Below are 18,469 nucleotides of genomic sequence, written 5' to 3'. Positions count from 1 at the left end.
ATCTAATATAGTTTGAAATGACAAAAAATCGCAAATATATATTCTGTTTAGCACTCATGGTCTCTCTGTTTATCGTGGGTGGTTCAGGCTATGTAACAGCGCAGACTGACAGCGTAAATATTTCAGGAACAGTAATTGAATCAGGAACAGGTAATGCACTGGGTATGGTATCGGTTTCAGATGCCGTTTCAGGAATATCCACCAGTACCGATGAAAAAGGTGAATTCAGCATCAGGGTAGGTGATGCCAATGCCATGCTGATTTTTAATTTGCCGGGATATACCAAACGCAGTCTCTATGTGCATGGAAAGACGACAATCCGGGTTTATCTTGTTCCGGAGATGTATAAATCGGAAGATAAACTTGTGATTACACCACTTGAGAATAAACAGCTTAAGAATGTTGTTGCTCCTTTGGAGGCGCTCACGGTTCAGGATATGGAGATGACAACCAATAGCTCGTTTGATCAGGGACTTCAGGGGAAGATATCGGGTTTGTATGTACAGCAACAATCCGGCATGCCGGGCCAGCGGACCTATATGAATATCCGGGGTGGTTCATCACTTCTGGCATCCAACGAACCTGTGGTGTTTATCGATGGAATGCTGCATAATTACAACTATGCGAAAAACGGAATTCTGGAAGGCTTTACCCTGAATCCGATGGATATTATTGATGATGAAGACATCACCGATATCACCGTGATGAAAGATGGATTGTCTTTTCTTGGTTCAGCAGGCTCAAACGGCTTAATCAATATCAGTTCTGAACAGGAAGCTGAGGCCAGTACCCGCATTAAATTTTCGGCATATAGTGGTATGGCTTCAAGTCCGCAGCCACTGGAGGTGTTGAATGCAGATCAGTTCAGAACCTATTTTGATCAGGTACTGGGCGGTCAGGGTTACAGTACAGATCAGATCAACAACATGTATCCATGGTTGAATGGCAATCAGTCCGCTTTGGGGTATTACAAATACAACAACCGTACCGATTGGCAGAAGGAAATCTTCAAACCCGCTGTTTTGCAGAAGTACCATTTTTTTCTGAAGGGTGGTGACGAAATTGCTACATACAATATTTCTACAGGCTATATTGCACAGAATGGTATTTATGATAATACGGGATACAACAGGTTCAACCTGCGCATCAATGGTAAAATAAATATTACAAACCATTTTTCTGTGAAGCCTAATGTGAAAATATCACTGGCTAACAGCACAACACCAAATCAGGGGTACAGCCATTTTAAAAACCCTATGCTGTCTGCGTTGCTTAAACCATCCATTATGCAGACCAATGCACGGGATGCGTTGACAGGTGCCGTTTTACCATATCTTGATGATGTTGGTGATATATTTCCGGTGAGTAACCCGGTGGCAATAACCCGGAACGCACTCGGAAAAAATGTGAACTATATTTTTGTAAGTTCTTTGAAAGCCACATATGAGTTCAGCGATAAACTAAGTGTTTCTACACTGGTTGGTATAGACTACAACAACTCACACGAAGATATTTTCCTTCCGGATATTGGTTTGGTTCAGGTGGATTCGGCAAAGAACAGTCCGCAGTATTTTATCAACGAGTTTCAATCGGTGCAAAGCCATACCATGGCGACCTATCATAATGTAAACAGTAATGGACACGCGTATACTGCCAATGCCGGATTGCGTTATATGAAAAATAATTACAAGTATAACTATGCGATTGACCTGAATACAGCTTCAGACGAAACCAGTAGTCTGGGTAAAGGCGGAAAATATACCTATTTAAGAGAAGTGGGAGGTGATGAAACAGGATTGGTCTGGCTCTCTTATTTCGCAAATCTTGGCTATAATTTCAAACAGAAGTATTTTGTTGAAGCCGGTCTCTCTTACGATGGCAGCTCAGCATTAAGCGGTGATCAGAGGTTTAATCTGTATCCGTCAGTGGCAGCGGCATGGCGACCTGTCGATAATTTTAAACTACGCGGTTCCTATTCTGCAACAGGGAACATGTTTAGTTCTGTATACTACAATTCTCAAAACTACTATGTGACCCGCCGCCTCAACAGTTCTGGTGTATTGTTACGCGAGGCGATCCCAAATCCTGACATGGAAATTGAACGGAAAAATACGGTTAACGTAGGAACCGATCTTACCTTTTTCGGACAACAGCTTAATCTGCATATTGATGCTTACCAGTCCAATATCAACAATCTGCTGATGCAACAGGAACTGCCTTTTTATTACGGATATCCTGAATATTATAATAATGATGGTCAGCTAAAGATTTCAGGACTGGATGTGAGCCTTGATACCCGTCTGAATCTGGGGCCGGTAATCTGGACACTGGCCGTGAATGCTTCTAAAACGGTGTCAGAAATAACGGCTTTGTCGTTTATTGATCCGGAGGCAGATAAAATAGTCACCGACTTCTACGGTGGTCAGATGGTCACATCCGTAGGGAACAGCAGGACTGCTTTTTACGGCTACGAGACCAATGGTATCTTTAATACCGATGCTGAAGCTGCTGCCGTTACCGGACCGAATGGTGAGATTATGCAGGCCGGCGATATAAAATATCATGATGCGGATAATAATAACATCATTAACGAAGCGGATAAAACAGTTATCGGAAATCCGAATCCCGATTTATACGGTGGAGTATTTACAGCCTTTAAATTAAACCGCCTGCAGCTTTCGGCTCAGCTTAATTATGCCGTTGGAAACGATGCCTTCAATTATGTGAAATACCTCACAGAGTCGATGTATGGATACAGCAACCAGTCCGTTTCAGTACTAAACAGGTGGACCGGACCCGGAACATCAAATTCTGTTCCCCGTTCTTCGATTGGTGATCCGACAGGTAACACGGTATTTTCAGATCGCTGGATTGAGGATGCATCATTTGTAAGACTGAAACAACTCACAATAAGTTATGATTTCCCAAAAGCATTTGGCTTCAGAGGCCTGACTGCTTATGTTACTGCAACAAACCTGTTGACTTTTACCAGTTATTCCGGTTATGATCCGGAGTTCCAGTATACAAACGATGTGTTTGGTATGGGACTGGATTACGGACAAATGCCTCAGACAAGGAAGTTTATTGTGGGTTTAAAACTTGATTTATAATTCTGGAAAAATTAAAAACGATGGTATCAGAATCACTTAATAAGATATTCAGACTTCTCGCTTTAGCAGCAGTATTCAGTCTGACCGTAGCCTGCAGCGACGATATATTTGATGTTCCGGTTGGTGAACGGATTACCCCCGATGAGCATTACCGAACCCTTGAGGATGCCGTGGCATCGTTATATGGTACCCTGAGTGGCCTTCAGGATGTGGCACCTGACCTGATTCTGCTGGACGGATTGCGCAGCGACCAGATGGATATCACACCGAATGCGGGCAGCGATATTGCGGCGCTGTATAACCAGGAGTTCAATGCAGATAATCGATACCTGGATTATTCAGGATTGTACAGGGTGATAATTAATGTTAACGAGGTGCTTGCGAATATTGAGAGAGCGGAAGAAAAAGACAGGGATTTTAAACCGAATTATTTGTTCGATATGCGTGCAAACCTGTATGGATTAAGAGCATGGTGCTATCTTAATATAACCCGTTTATATGGTGTGGCGGTTATAATAGATGATAATTTGACCAGTCTGCCCGAAGACTTAAGCAGCATGACACCGATGTCGAAAGCGGACGTTATTGACAAACTTATCAGTCAGTTTAACAGCGATTCTGTGATTTACGATCAGGATACCGCATCTGTTGCCAGGGATCAGGCTTATTTCCCTGGTTTCCCAAACTACAAAGCAGTGCTTGGGGAATTGTATCTGGAGAAACAGGATTATGAAAACGCCATATATTATTTGAAACTTGGCCTGGAATCTGCTCCGGCAATTGCTGGTGATGAAGCATATAAGGTCGATGCCTCCTACGATGAAGATGCCTGGGAATCTATCTTTCTTAATGCGGAGAATGCCATACTTGAAAACATGCTGGTTATACCGTATTCCATCAATCAGAAACAGGTAAATACCATGGTGGAACTTATGCTTCCAAATCGCTCGTTTATGGTGAAACCTTCGCAGGTCCTTGTGGATTCTATGGAAGCCCAGATTACTACCCGGCGCGATACGGCAGATGTATACCGCGGTATGGGCGTAACATACGATACGATCTCTTCCGGTAATTACTTTATTAAGAAATACGATATTGACGATGCTCAGCCGTTCAGCTCTGATATCGTGCTTCAACGCGCAGGTGATGTGCATCTTCTGCTTGCTGAAGCATTGAACCGCAACGGTCAGTCGGATGTGGCCCTCATGTTTTTAAATAACGGGATCAGTGGTGTGAGTCTATCCAAACGACCGGCAGGTTATTCGGCTTTCAGTAAAAACCGTGGTATACGAAACCGTGTGTTGTTGCAAAACAGGGAAATTCCGGATTCGATTACCGGGAATGAACGGGTAGAAAGGATTGAAGATCTCATTCTTCAGGAAAAAGCCATGGAATGTGCCTTTGAAGGAAAGCGCATGTCAGATCTGATCCGCGTGGCAGAACGACGTGACAATCCTGGGGAATATATTGGAAACATCATTGCTGCAAAATACGACAGTAGTATGGCGGAATATGTAAAACAGTTTTATATGAATAAAGAAAACTGGTACCTGCCATTTCACTGACAGGTCCGGAGTCCATACAAACACAACCTTAACAACTGTAGCCCCTGGCATTTTTACGTCAGGGGATTTTTTTTAGCATTTATGTACCATGCCTGAAATTAATTCCGGCACCTCATTGCTCTGCATCCTGTTGTTTAATATAGCCGACTGAGTAAACCTGTTGAACCACTTAAGTATTTATTTATGTTTAAGTTTTATCACTTAATAAACTAGTTTTAAATATAAAGCCATGAAGATGCATTTGTTCTCAAAATAATTGCACGAAGTACTTTGGATGTTAAAAATTACCGGTTAATTATGAGGATTTTAGTTCCTTTATAGTGGTGAGGATGCTTTGTGTCCCTTTGTGCTTAGACCTGGATCCATATAACTGCGGAGTTCTTCGCTATTGTAATGACGTATATTTTCCTCATGTTATGCAATAATATACGATTTTGCCTTTAGTTTAACATACTTTGAGAGGACCTTTTTGAACAAGCTGATTCTAACCTTTTTGCACTGAAGTATCCAATGGTTGGAATAAAGTGCTTTTGTGTTGCTTAAACGATAATGAAATGTGTGCAATACATGGTTTTAATATATAAAAAGGGCGATTAAAATTTGATTTTTTGAATTTGTAACATGCAGTAATTCAGATTTTTGTGTGTGGCTGTAAATGAAATTATTGCACGATTTACTTAAGTGTAGCGCATAAATAGCGACGGGTTATTATGTTGGTTCCCTAAAACTGCATAATTTAGTTTCATCAAGTTTTTTTTGAAAAGCAACACTTAAAATTAATAACTTAATTCTAATTATTATGAGGAAAACTTTTACAATTCTTGCAGCTTTACTGGTTGGTGCTTTTTCTTTTGCACAACAGCCTGAAGCAGTTTTTACAAGGTTAACTGATACTGCTCCTGTATTGGACGGTGAAATTGATGCGGTTTGGGATAATGCAACCAAGTACGATATTGACAAAGATTATACTGGTGAAACACCTACTGTGGGTGCATCTTATTTTAAAGGTATGTATGCAGACAGTGGTATTTTTGTGCTGGTTTATGTGGATGATGATGTACTTGTTCCATGGTATGCGCAAACAGGTGGAGATGAATGGACATATGACAAGGCTGAAGTTTATTTTGATGTAAACGAAGGTGATCTCGCTGATGGTCAGGGCCCAAGTACAGGAGGAACCGGACATTACCAGTTTGCCCCAAGTATTACAGAAGAAAATGCCAATGGAGCTTTAATTGAGGAAGAAACGTATAGGTATGCCCTTAAAACCACAGATCCAAGCTATACCATTGAATATTTCATTCCTTTCTCAACACTCGTTGATAAAAGTAGTTTTGTTATGGCTCAGACAGCCGAGTTTGGCTTTGACGTATATATTGCTGACAGAGATGTAGCCGGAGATGCCGGATCAAGACAACGTAAAGTATGGGCTAACATTGGTACCGTGGGTGAAAACTGGAGTAATATGGATGATGTTGGTCTGGTAACACTTGCTGATCCTTCAGATCTTATTTATGTGGATGAGATTATTTTGGATGCTTCTGCTACTACAATTGACGTAAACAACGGTACAGTTCAACTCACTGCAACAGTTAATCCTGGTAATGCAACAAATCAGGAATTAAAGTATTATGCTGATCCTGCAAATGCCGTAACTATTTCCTCTACAGGATTGGTAAAAGCAGTAAGAGATGGAGAAGTTACCATCTATGCATCATCTACTGATGGTGGATACATTGATTCTGATCCTGTAACCATTACAATCACTAATCAGATTTTGACTGCAGATGAAGCAAACCTGATCGTGAACGGTAACTTTGATACTGACCTGAGTGCCTGGGGTGGCTGGGTAGACGCTGAATCAGGAGAAACATACGTTTGGGAAGACGGTGTGGTGAAATGTGTAACTGTTGCTAAAGATGCAAACTGGCATTATCAGTTTAATCAAACTAACATGTTCCATGCAACACCTGATATACCTTATATCTATAAGTTTAAAGCCTGGGCTTCGAAGGTGCGTATGGCAACAACCGACTTTGAAGATACAGAAGCAAACGGTTATAACCGCTATGGAGCAAGTAGTTCTGCTGGAAACGTTGAAGGAAGATCAGAGTGGCAGTTTGAACTGCAGACAGAACCTACATGGTACGAGTATGAAGTGACTTTCGATCAGATTACTGAAACTACAGTAGAAAAAGTTCAGTTCCTGTTAGCCATAGATGATGGTACTGTGTATATAGACAGCGTATCACTGATCAGCAAAGCTGATACAGAAATTCTGGGAGTAGAAACAGGATTGAAGAAAGTGAATACAACAAAATTCAATATGTATCCGAATCCTGTGGGTAATGCTGATATCCTGAATGTAGAGGTTGCAGGTAAAGATACCAATGTATCAGTATACAGCATCGCAGGACATAAAGTTGCAGAACAAAGATCTGTAAACGGCGTAGCTAAAATTGACGTTTCAGAGTTAAGTAAAGGTTTATATCTCATTCGACTGGATGATGGTTCAACACAGAAGTTAGTACGATAAATTAATTGGTTTTCTCAGAAAAGGCCTTGCCATAAGCAAGGCCTTTTTTGAATAAGCCTGAAGTAAAAAGGGGATGTCCGGAGGCTCTGTAATAAGCTGTATGCTTTGGAAATGAAAGGGCTTTAAAGTGGTATGTCTGAGTATAATCCGTAATGCTGTATGTATACAGATGGGATGGTATTGGGTTGACAGATAGCTTTTTGTGTCTTTGGGTATGGTATTAATAACGTCAGCTATTAATCGTGTAGTGTTTAAGTACGATACAAAAACTTGCGACCCCTTTTCAATCACTTTAATTTCGTATAACAACTGAAAATTAACTAATCATACATGGAAATTAAATCTCTTATGAAAACAACATCCATTCTCACGTTCCTTCTGGTTTCTGTAATTGCAATCTTAGCAGGATGTGCAGATAAAAAAGTGGGATATTCAACTGACCCGGAGATAAACGAAAAAGTAGAAGCGCTTCTGGCAAAGATGACTTTGGAAGAAAAGGTCGGACAGATGAACCAGTATAACGGATTTTATGATGCAACCGGACCTGCTCCGTCTGAAGGAGATGCCAAAAACAAGCTGGACCATCTTAAAAAAGGTTGGGTGGGTTCCGTGCTTAATGTGAGAGGCGCCGAAGCAACAAGAGAACTGCAGCGAATAGTAGTGGAGGAATCGCGTTTGGGTATACCGCTCATCTTTGGTCTGGATGTCATCCATGGGCATAAAACATTAACTCCTATACCATTGGCTGAAGCCGCAAGCTGGGATCTGGCAGCCATAGAAAAATCTGCCCGCAATGCTGCGATTGAAGCAACAGCTGTTGGTCAAAACTGGACCTTTGCTCCTATGGTCGATATCAGCAGAGATGCCCGCTGGGGACGTGTTATGGAAGGTGCAGGAGAAGATCCTTATCTGGGCTCACTCATTGGTGCTGCCAGGGTAAAAGGCTTTCAGGGTGATGATCTTGCTGCCAGCAATACCATGGCCGCCTGTGCCAAGCATTTTGCCGGCTATGGCTTTTCAGAGTCAGGAAGAGACTACAATACCGTTGATGTGGGAACATCCACGCTCTACAATATTATTCTGCCACCTTTTAAAGCAGTGGTTGATGCAGATGTGAAAACGGTGATGAATTCGTTTAATACCCTGAACGGTATTCCGGCAACCGGTAATGCATTTTTACAGAGGGATATTTTAAAGGGAGCCTGGGGATTTAAGGGTTTTGTAATCTCGGATTGGGGCAGTGGTCAGCAAATGATTCCTCACGGATATGCCAGCGATCTGGAACAGGTAGCTGAAATGGCCGCCAATGCTGGCTCAGATATGGATATGGAATCCTATTCCTACGTAAAATACCTTGTAAAGCTGGTTGAAAGCGGAAAGGTAAAGGAAGCGGTGGTGGATGATGCGGTACGCCGCATTTTAACGGTAAAGTATGAGCTTGGTTTATTTGATGATCCGTATAAATACTGCAGCGAAGAACGCGAAAAAGATTTGCTCTATCATCCGGATCATCAAAAGGATGCACTGGATATAGCCAAAAAATCCATCGTTCTGCTGAAGAATGAAGGACATATCCTGCCTCTGGACAGGAATAAAAAGGTAGTTGTCATAGGTGCGCTGGCGGAGGATAAAACCAGTCCGCTTGGAAGCTGGAGGATCGGTTCTGATGACAGCACGGCAGTTTCTGTACTGGAAGGACTGGATCTGTTTGGTGCAAAGTATGCATATGCCGAAGGTGCTAAACTGGTTACAGGACCGGTCGCATTTAATTCGGAACTGGTCTTTAATACTACAGACAGGAGTGGTTTCAGTAAAGCTGTTGCATTGGCTAAGTCTGCCGGAACAGTTGTAATGGTGCTTGGAGAACATGGTCTGCAAACCGGTGAAGGACGAAGCAGGACTGAACTCGGCTTGCCCGGATTACAGCAGGAACTGCTCGAAAACGTATATGCCGTAAATAAAAATATTGTGCTGGTACTGATGAACGGACGTCCGTTAACTCTTACCTGGGCTGATGAACACATTCCGGCCATCCTGGAGACATGGCACCTGGGAAGTCAGTCGGGTAATGCCATTGCACAAACCTTGTACGGAGCAAATAATCCGTCAGGAAAACTGCCCATGTCATTTCCTCGCAGAGTGGGTCAGTGCCCGATTTATTACAATCACATGAATACCGGTCGTCCGGGGCCAAACACGGATGTGTTCTGGTCCCATTACATGGATGTGGCAAATACACCTTTATATCCGTTCGGTTATGGGTTAAGCTATTCCGATTTTGACTATTCCGGGCTTAAAGTGGATGCATCTGATCCAAAAGCCGTGAAAGTTTCTGTAACCGTAAAGAATACGTCAGATACAGATGGTGAAGAGGTGACGCAATTGTATATCCGCGACCGGTTTGCAAGTGTAGCCAGACCGGTTAAAGAACTGAAGGGATTTGAAAAATATAAGCTGAAAGCCGGTGAGTCAAAAACCGTATCGTTTATCCTGACAGATAAAGAACTTGGATTCTATGATAATGACGGCAGATTTGTGGTGGAACCCGGAATGTTTGATGTGATGGTGGGGACCAGTTCTGATAAGGGACTGACCGGTGAGTTTGAACTAATGTAAAAAACGATTCTTCCAGAACAGAGAATGCAGATGCTGATGAAGAAATATACAGGAACAATCCTGACTTTCATGTTCTCACTTGGGATGTTTGCTCAGATAACACCGCAGCAGGCACTGGAACAAATGGGACGGGGAATAAACATGGGCAATACACTGGAAGCACCGGAGGAAGGTTCTTGGGCACCCGCAGCTCAGGAATACTTTTTTGAGGATTATAAGGCCGCTGGTTACAGCACTGTAAGAATTCCGGTTAGGTGGTATACACATACCGAAGAATCGGCACCATATAAAATTTCCGAATCATGGATGAACCGTGTGGAGACCATCGTGGACTGGGCACTGAATCAGGGCTTTTTTGTGATCATCAATGCTCACCACTCCGAACCGGTAAAAGAAGACTATGAAGGACAAAAGGAACGTTGGGACAGTATATGGAGCCAGGTAGCGGTGAGATTTAAGGATAAACCGGATAAACTGTTCTTTGAGTTGATGAATGAGCCCAATGGCTGGACCGTTGACAATGTGAATGAGTATAATCATCGCGTTCTTGCTATTGTGCGAAAAACCAATCCGACACGCATTGTTGTACTCGCCGGTAATAACTGGTCGTCAGCCAACGATATGGTCAATCCCGATGTCATTTTTCCGGATGATCCGTATTTGTTTGGTACCTGGCATTCCTATGATCCATGGGAATTCGGTGGACAGGGTAAGGGAATCTGGGGGACTGCGGCGGACAAGAATGCGATTGCTTCGTTATTCACTAAAGTACATACCTGGTCGGATCAGACCGGTATACCGGTTTTACTTGGTGAATTCGGTTCAACTTACGTTAACGATGACGGAGGCGAGAGCGACCTGAACTCTAGGTTTCGCCATTATGCCTGTTTCGTTGAAAATGCTATAAAAAGCAAGGTTGCATTTACTGTGTGGGATGATAATGGCTGGTTCCAGGTTTACATGAGGCAAACACGGAAGTGGAAAGAGTGGAATGACATAATCCTGCACTATTCACCGCAAAGTGTGACGGATTTTACAGCTGAAATGCAGCCGGATTCTTCCGTGCTATTATCATGGGTAAATCAAGCTGAAACGTATGACAGCCTGACGATTCAGCGAAAACTGGCCGGAGGGAATTATATAACCATAGGTAGTGTTGTACCGGGCGTGAACCGGTTTACAGACTCAACGTTTACAGACGGGCGGGATTACTTTTTCCGTATCATGACCCATCAAAGCGATACGGTTGTTTCATGGGGCTATCCCCAGATTGTTAAAGCAGTGGCTCCTGTTATAAGGGCGCCGTTTAACGCTGCTCCTTTATCAATACCCGGAACAATTGAGGCAGAGGAGTTCGACAAGGGGAATGAAGATGATGCTTATCATGATTCGGATCCTGAGAACCAGGGAGGTGCTTTCAGATCAAATACGGGCGTAGATATAGAAGCATGTACCGATGGAGGTTTCCAGGTTTCTTATGTTGAACCGGATGAGTGGCTCGAATATACGGTAAATATTGATAAAACCACGGATTATGTCATTACGGCGCATGTGGCATCAGCTGAAGATGGTGGAACATTCAGGATGGTGTTTGAACGAGGTAAGGCCAGGATATGGACAGTTCCTGCAACGGGTGATTGGCATCAAAATACGGAAGTTACGCAGGATAAACTGAGGCTGCCGGAAGGACAACAGGTGATGCGGATTGAAATTATAGAAGGTGCTTTTAATATCGATAAATTTGAGTTCCGCGATGCCAATGCCCTGGCACTGAATAATAATAAGGGAAACCATTTTCAACTCTATCCTAATCCGACATCAGGAAGCATTTCTGTTACAAGTCCCGGATTCAGGTTTAACAGAATTGAAATTATCGGAGCAGACGGAAGGAAAGTCTATCGCGAATTCCTTCCTGTCCCTGTGTCAGAAAAATTGAAAATAACACCGCCACTGAGTGCCGGAATCTACATTGTACAAATTGGTCAAAATGACAGAATGCTCTCCGGAATTCTGGAGGTGAAAAAATAACACTATGAATAAACGAATTCTCATACTTTGTTTTGCAATTTTAGCAGGTTTCTCCAGCGTTGTGGCACAATGTTATGAACTGGTCTGGGCTGATGAGTTTAACTATTCAGGCGCACCGGATCCTGCCAAATGGACGCATGAGGTAAACGGCGACGGCGGAGGAAACAATGAATTGCAGTATTACACGGATAACCTGAATAATTCCAGGGTTGTTGACAGCATGCTGATTATTGAGGCACGCAAGGAAAACTACCTTGGGAAAGCATATACTTCAGCACGTCTGATTTCATACAATAAAGCGTCATTTAAATATGGCAGGATGGAAGCCAGAATAAAACTGCCTTATGGTCAGGGCATCTGGCCGGCTTTCTGGATGATGGGCAACAATATCTTCACAGGCACAGGCTGGCCATCGTGCGGAGAGATTGATATCATGGAGATGATAGGTGGCGGAGAAGGCCGCGATGATAAAATTTACGGTACAGTACACTGGTCTGATGCCAGTGGTAATCATGCGCAGTATGGCGGTTCAAAACAGTTGCCCACTGGTATTTTTAACGATGCATTTCACGTATTTTCCATAGAGTGGACCGAAACCTATATTAAGTGGTTTTTGGATGATGTGCAGTATGCAGTGGTGAGCATTACGCCTGATCATATGTCAGAGTTTCACAATGACTTTTTTATCCTTCTTAATCTCGCTGTCGGTGGAAACTGGCCGGGGAATCCGGATGGATCAACAACCTTTCCTCAACAGATGTGGGTGGATTATGTCAGGGTTTATCAGGCTGGATCCGACCCTGCAATAGAAGGACCGGCAGAAGTGATACCTCGTCAGGAAGGAGCTGAGTTCAGCCTGATTAATAATCCGGAATATCAGTATGAATGGTTGGTGCCTGATGGTGCTGAAATCATTTCCGGACAGGGAACATCTTCGGTTACAGTTAACTGGGGCTGTAGTGCGGATACTGTAAAGTGTGTGCTGACCACACCCTGTTCAACTAAAAACCTGGCTTACCCGGTGAAGCTCGCTGAGGTCATCATGATTGGGGAAAATTCGGTCAGCGCTTATCAGAAAAACATCGTGTACCAGGTGCCTCATGCAGCGCATACAGATTATACCTGGATTTTGCCAGAGGGCGTGACATCAGAAAAAAAGGACTCCAGTACGATCGTCGTGAACTGGGGTGGAACTGATGGAACCCTAAAAGTAATGATTGGCAATTCCTGTGGAACAGATAGTGCTGAAATGGAAGTGGATGCAATTGCACAGCTGCCGTATCTGGATCAGCCGCTAACAATACCGGGAGACATACGGTCGGTATATTTTGATCAGGGAGGAGAAGGAATTGCATATCACGATACCGATGAAGGGAATAACGGCCCGGGACTTCGACAGGATGAAGATGTGGATACAGAAGATGGAGATGGTACCGGTAATATCGGCTGGACTTTTCCGGGAGAATGGCTCGAATACAGCGTGAAGGTTGAGGCAGATGGACTGTACGATATCATGTGCAGAACGGCAGGTCTTACCCGTGGAGGCAGTTTCCGGCTGTTAATGAACGGGCGCGATCTGACCGGGGAAAAAGTGGCTTCTACTGCCAGCTCGTGGACGCAGTTTCGCTCCATGTATATCAGGGATATTCAGTTATTTGAAACAGATACCATGTTGAGACTGGAAATTATAAATGGAGATTTTAACATGGCAAACATGAATTTTACACGTTCAACAACACTTTTGGATAAAAACACATCAGTAGCAGACTTAGCAGTTTTTCCCACGATAGTGACCAACAGGCTACACATTAGCAACATGGATACGGAGTACCTGTACCAGATTGCCAGTGTGAGCGGGAAAATTATACAGTCCGGGCGTGTTTTACCTGACGAGGTACTTTCTACCGGAAGCCTGGAGGCGGGTGTCTATATTTTGACCCTCTGGAATGCATATGAAAGGACATCAAAAAGATTCATCAAAGTCAGATCACAGAATTTATAAATCCGCAAGATCCGTTGCAGAAATAAAACATGAAAAAGACAGTTCCATACCCCGTAATACCTTTAGTGCATATCATTCGTATCATGCATGAATTAAGAAAGTATGGCGTACGGGTTACAGGCGTTTTTTGCTTTATCCTGCTTCTGATATCAATGCCTGATGCGGATGCACAAAAACGGGGTATTGCTTATGGCCATCATTCCCCGGAGGATATGGAGACCCTTGCGCCGGCTGTCTCCTGGTGGTATAACTGGTCAGAAACACCGGAGAGCACTGTCGCTGAGGTATACGGCGATTATGGCTTTGGCTTTGTTCCAATGACATGGAACGGATCATTTAATGAAAGCAAATTGCGGACATTCCTGGATAAGCATCCGGAAACCAAATATCTTCTGGCTTTCAATGAGCCCAACTTTCTGGATCAGGCTAATATGAAACCATCCCAGGTTGCAGCTATCTGGCCACGGCTGGAAGCCATTGCTGCTGATTACAACCTTGAGATTGTTGGTCCGGCAGTTAATTTCTGTAACAGCTGCGTATCTGAAAATGGCACTACATATACGGATCCTGTTCAGTTCCTGGATGATTTTTTTGCGGCCTGCCCCGATTGTCAGGTTGATCATATTGCGGTGCATTGCTATATGAACCATGCCAGTGCTTTGGAATGGTATATCTCATTATTTGAAAAATACAACAAACCCATTTGGCTGACAGAGTTCGCAGGCTGGGAATATAACGATGCCATAAACTCCCCGGAAGATCAGATCAGATTTATGATGGAGGCTGTGGAGTTTCTGGAAAACAGTCCGGATGTGTTCCGGTATGCCTGGTTTATCGGACGGACATCAGGAGGGATTCAGAGTTTTCCATACATCGATTTGTTGGGCGCTAACGGACAACTTACCGATTTGGGTCAGACCTATAAAGCGATGCCGGTACATGATACCGCAAAAGTGGTGCAGGTTCCTGCACGGATTGAAGCGGAAGATTATAATCGTGCATTGGGAATGAAGATTGAAAGCACCTCAGACCAGGATGGTGTGATGGACATGACAGATGTACAAACAGATGATAATCTGGTGTACAGAATAGATGTTCCGGCAGACGGGACATATAATTTTGATATCCGGGTTTCGTCAATACGAAGAACAGCACTAAAAGTTTATGTGGATGGATCAGCTGTCTTAACACATCAGATTCCGGATAATGATGGCTGGGATAACTGGTCAACCGAGACAAAAACGATCGATCTGTTGAAGGGCATACATACCTTTAAGCTGGTTGCCCTGGGCAGCGGCTTTAATCTGAATTGGTTTGAAATCAGGAATCAGACCGTACAAAAACTGGATGAGAAGCCGGGCGCTGCCGTTATTTTAAATGCATCAGGTAATGATGTACTGACTATTTCCGGCACATCTGCTTCCGCAAACAGAGTACAGATTTATAATATTGACGGTATTCCTGTGCTGAAAAAGGAGAATGCCACACAAATTGATTTGGGTACCCTGGTGCCTGGTATTTATGTTGTGGAGGTCAATGCTGATAACCACCGGATTTTAAAGAAAATTGTGAAGCAATAAATGAAGCCTGAACAAAAACATACACGTTTTACGTGGTTCCCCTTTGGGGTTACTGTCATGCTTTGCTTTTTTATGGGGCAGGGTATAAGCAGTCAGGATTTTGTACAGGTAAATATTGAAATTGAGCAGGATAGTATTGATGAACTGGAATCACATCCATATACCAACGAAGACGTGCACGGAAACTTTACCGCTGATGATCTGAGGATTGATAATGTTGAAATACATTACCGTGGTGCTTATTATTTGTATACATTGATGCAGCAGGGCGACTTCAGAAACTGGAAAATCAAAACGTCAAAACTGAATCGTTACAACAACCGGAGGGAATGGAATTTTAACTACGAGCTAAACCTGCGTCAGCGATTGGCATATCTGCTCATGGATGCAGCCGGGGTTCCCTGTGTTACCGCTCAGCATGTCATTCTTTCCGTTAACGGTAAACGGCAGGGCGTATACCTTCAGTATGAGGATCCGGATAATAAACGCTGGTTAACCGATACGTTTGGCGATAACAACGGAGACCTGTACAAAGCAGCATACGATATGCCGGATGAAACCAAGTATTTTGCAGACCTGACTTTCCTGGGGAATGCTGACAGTGATTACTTTCTGCATTACCGCAAGCAAACCAACAATAATGACGAAGAGGAATTTGATTACAGTTCTATCCGTGATTTTACGTATTTAATCAACTACACACCTGAAGATCAGTTTGCTGAAATGATTCGCCGGAATTTTGATGTGGATGCATTCCTGAAATACCTGGTTGTGGCTAATTTCATGGCCCACTGGGACGGTTACCCTTTCAGGCCCAAAAACTACTTTTTATACCAGACCCCAAATGATAAAATGTGGCACTTTATACCCTGGGATATGGATGCCACCTTTCAGCGTTCAGGCCACTTTAACAGCATTGGAACAAACGGAAGTGTATTTCATTATTTTGATGGCTACGAACCCTACAATAAGGTGGAGGGGGAACCGGTGGAACGACCACTGGTCTGGAACATGATGAAAGATTCCCTTATTCGGAATCAATACATCGCAACATATAAAAGCGCGCTGAACAGCTATCTGGGGAAGGATTTTCTCAATGCAACACTGGATTCATTATGGCTGGGTATCCGCAATAATGTAAGTCGGTATGAAAGCAGCACCTTTCATAATGACATGGATGATATGAAATCATTTATCAACGATCGCATCAGTAGTGTTACTGCTGAACTCAGCGAATATGACGTACATACCGGGCATAAACCTCAGGTACTAAGAGGCGGAATCAACAATCTGCAGGTTTATCCGAATCCTTCTTCCGGTCCGGTACATGTGCGGTATAGTTCTGAAAATAAGAATAGCAGAATTACACTGTATGATATGACCGGTAAGTCCATTTACCGGAGCATACATCAGGGGCATTCCGTTGATGAAATTGTTGATCCGGTGCAGTATCCTAAAGGAATCTACATATTGGTTATAACCTCCGGAAATGATATGACGCGGGTTAAAATCACTTTAAAATGAAAAAAGAAAACAAAATAAAAACACATAACATGAAAGGCTATATAGGAGCAGCCGTTTTGGGAGTCATCCTCTCATCTTGTGGCACAAAGCATGTAACGGATGAAACGGCTAAGCGCACAGATGACTTATTTTCGGCTAAAGGGAAAACAGTAACGGTGTACACCACGGCAATGCATACCGGTTCAAGGTTACAAAAAACGGGAGAGTATAAATTTGAAAAAGGAAAGCAGGCCCTTGAAACGGAAAAATCTGTATTTGTGAATCCGCATAAAACATTTCAGACTTTTATGGGAGTTGGAGGAGCCATTACGGATGCCTCAGCCGAAGTATTTGCAAAACTGCCTGAGGAAAAACAGCAGGAATTGCTGGACGCCTATTACGCTGAAACGGGTATAAAATATCACCTGCTCCGGGTCTCTATCCATAGTGCTGATTTCGGATCAGAAAGCTTTACTTATGTGTCTGACGAAGATCCGGAACTAAAGACTTTCTCCATTGCTCACGACATGAAATACAGGATTCCGATGATTCATCGTGCCCTTGAGACGGCCGGAGGAAAACTGACAACCTATGCCAGTCCCTGGAGTCCTCCACCGTTTATGAAAAGCAATGGAGAAATGCTGCATGGAGGTAAACTGTTGCCTGAGTATTACCAGCCATGGGCCAACTATTTTGTAAGGTTTATAGAGGCTTACGAAAAAGAAGGTATTCCCGTTTGGGGGGTAACCATTCAGAATGAACCAATGGCGGTTCAACGCTGGGAATCCTGTATTTATACAGCTGAAGAGGAGCGTGATTTCCTGAAAAACTACCTCGGGCCAACGTTTGAAAATAAGGGGTTAAAGGACAAGAAGATCATCGTTTGGGATCATAACAGGGATCTTGTTTTTAACCGTTCCAACACCATTTTAAATGATCCTGAAGCCGCTAAGTATGTCTGGGGTATTGGTTTCCACTGGTACGAAAACTGGTCGGGCGGAGATCCCAAATATGATAATCTTGAAAAAGTATGGGAGGCATATCCTGATAAAAACCTTATGTTTACAGAGGGTTGTAACGAGAAGTTTGATCCGGAGAAATACCAGTACTGGCCCAATGCTGAACGTTATGGGGAGTCGATGATCCATGATTTTAACAGTGGCACGGTAGGCTGGACCGACTGGAATATCTTACTGGATGAGAATGGCGGACCCAATCATGTCGGTAATTTCTGTTTTGCTCCGGTTCATGCCGATACGCGGACCGGGGAGCTGATCTTTACCCCGGCTTATTATTACATCGGACACTTTTCGAAATTTATTGAACCAGGGGCCAAACGTGTGAGCACGGCAACCAGTATCAGTTTCCTGCAAAGTACATCGTTCCGGAACCCGGATGGTAAAATGGTGACCGTTGTAATGAATGATACAGATAAGGACATAGATTACTTGTTGTATGTGAATATGCAGTCTGTGAACGTTAAGATTCCGGCCAGAGCTATTCAGACCGTAGTCTATTAAAAAGATTAT

The 18,469-nt window shown here is 43.3% G+C and carries 9 protein-coding genes; all 9 read left to right on the top strand.

Translation table 11 applies throughout. From position 1 onward, the window contains the following. Positions 1-17 precede the first annotated feature (17 nt). The 9 genes from ACE01N_RS17955 to ACE01N_RS17915 all read left to right on the top strand — a co-directional run bounded on the left by ACE01N_RS17955 (position 18) and on the right by ACE01N_RS17915 (position 18,460). On the top strand, positions 18-3,110 hold the full coding sequence (locus tag ACE01N_RS17955; RefSeq protein ID WP_380591989.1) for a SusC/RagA family TonB-linked outer membrane protein: 3,093 nt from the start codon (positions 18-20) through the stop codon (positions 3,108-3,110). 20 nt (positions 3,111-3,130) lie between these two features. Continuing rightward, a complete protein-coding gene (locus ACE01N_RS17950) occupies positions 3,131-4,675 on the top strand; it encodes a RagB/SusD family nutrient uptake outer membrane protein (RefSeq protein ID WP_380591987.1) in 1,545 nt (514 codons plus the stop codon). Positions 4,676-5,474: 799 nt separating this feature from the next. Beyond that, positions 5,475-7,211 (top strand): sugar-binding protein, encoded by a 1,737-nt coding sequence (locus ACE01N_RS17945; RefSeq protein ID WP_380591985.1) that lies wholly within the window; start codon positions 5,475-5,477, stop codon positions 7,209-7,211. Between the two features lie 330 nt (positions 7,212-7,541). Then, positions 7,542-9,827 (top strand): beta-glucosidase BglX, encoded by a 2,286-nt coding sequence (bglX, locus tag ACE01N_RS17940; protein WP_380591983.1) that lies wholly within the window; start codon positions 7,542-7,544, stop codon positions 9,825-9,827. A gap of 36 nt (positions 9,828-9,863) precedes the next feature. Continuing rightward, positions 9,864-11,855, top strand: coding sequence for a cellulase family glycosylhydrolase (locus ACE01N_RS17935; RefSeq protein WP_380591981.1), 1,992 nt, complete (start codon positions 9,864-9,866; stop codon positions 11,853-11,855). A 4-nt stretch (positions 11,856-11,859) separates the two neighbouring features. Beyond that, positions 11,860-13,857, top strand: a complete 1,998-nt coding sequence (locus tag ACE01N_RS17930) for a family 16 glycosylhydrolase (protein ID WP_380591979.1) — start codon at positions 11,860-11,862, stop codon at positions 13,855-13,857. 29 nt (positions 13,858-13,886) lie between these two features. Further along, positions 13,887-15,437 carry a glycosyl hydrolase gene (locus tag ACE01N_RS17925; RefSeq protein ID WP_380591977.1) on the top strand — a complete coding sequence of 517 codons (1,551 nt, stop codon included), beginning with the start codon at positions 13,887-13,889 and terminating at the stop codon, positions 15,435-15,437. Next, complete coding sequence (locus ACE01N_RS17920; RefSeq protein ID WP_380591975.1) at positions 15,438-16,961, top strand: CotH kinase family protein; 1,524 nt, start codon at positions 15,438-15,440, stop codon at positions 16,959-16,961. After that, the gene (locus tag ACE01N_RS17915; protein ID WP_380591973.1) at positions 16,958-18,460 is read left to right on the top strand and encodes a glycoside hydrolase family 30 protein; all 1,503 of its coding nucleotides are present in this window, start codon (positions 16,958-16,960) and stop codon (positions 18,458-18,460) included. The genes ACE01N_RS17920 and ACE01N_RS17915 overlap by 4 nt, the downstream gene beginning before the upstream one ends. Positions 18,461-18,469 lie beyond the last annotated feature (9 nt).

The organism is Quyinboa ferrireducens, from assembly GCF_042436675.1.
Taxonomy (GTDB): domain Bacteria; phylum Bacteroidota; class Bacteroidia; order Bacteroidales; family UBA5342; genus JBHJHP01.
The sequence above is the reverse complement of the archived record's forward strand: the minus strand, read 5'-3'. Positions and strand labels throughout refer to the sequence as shown.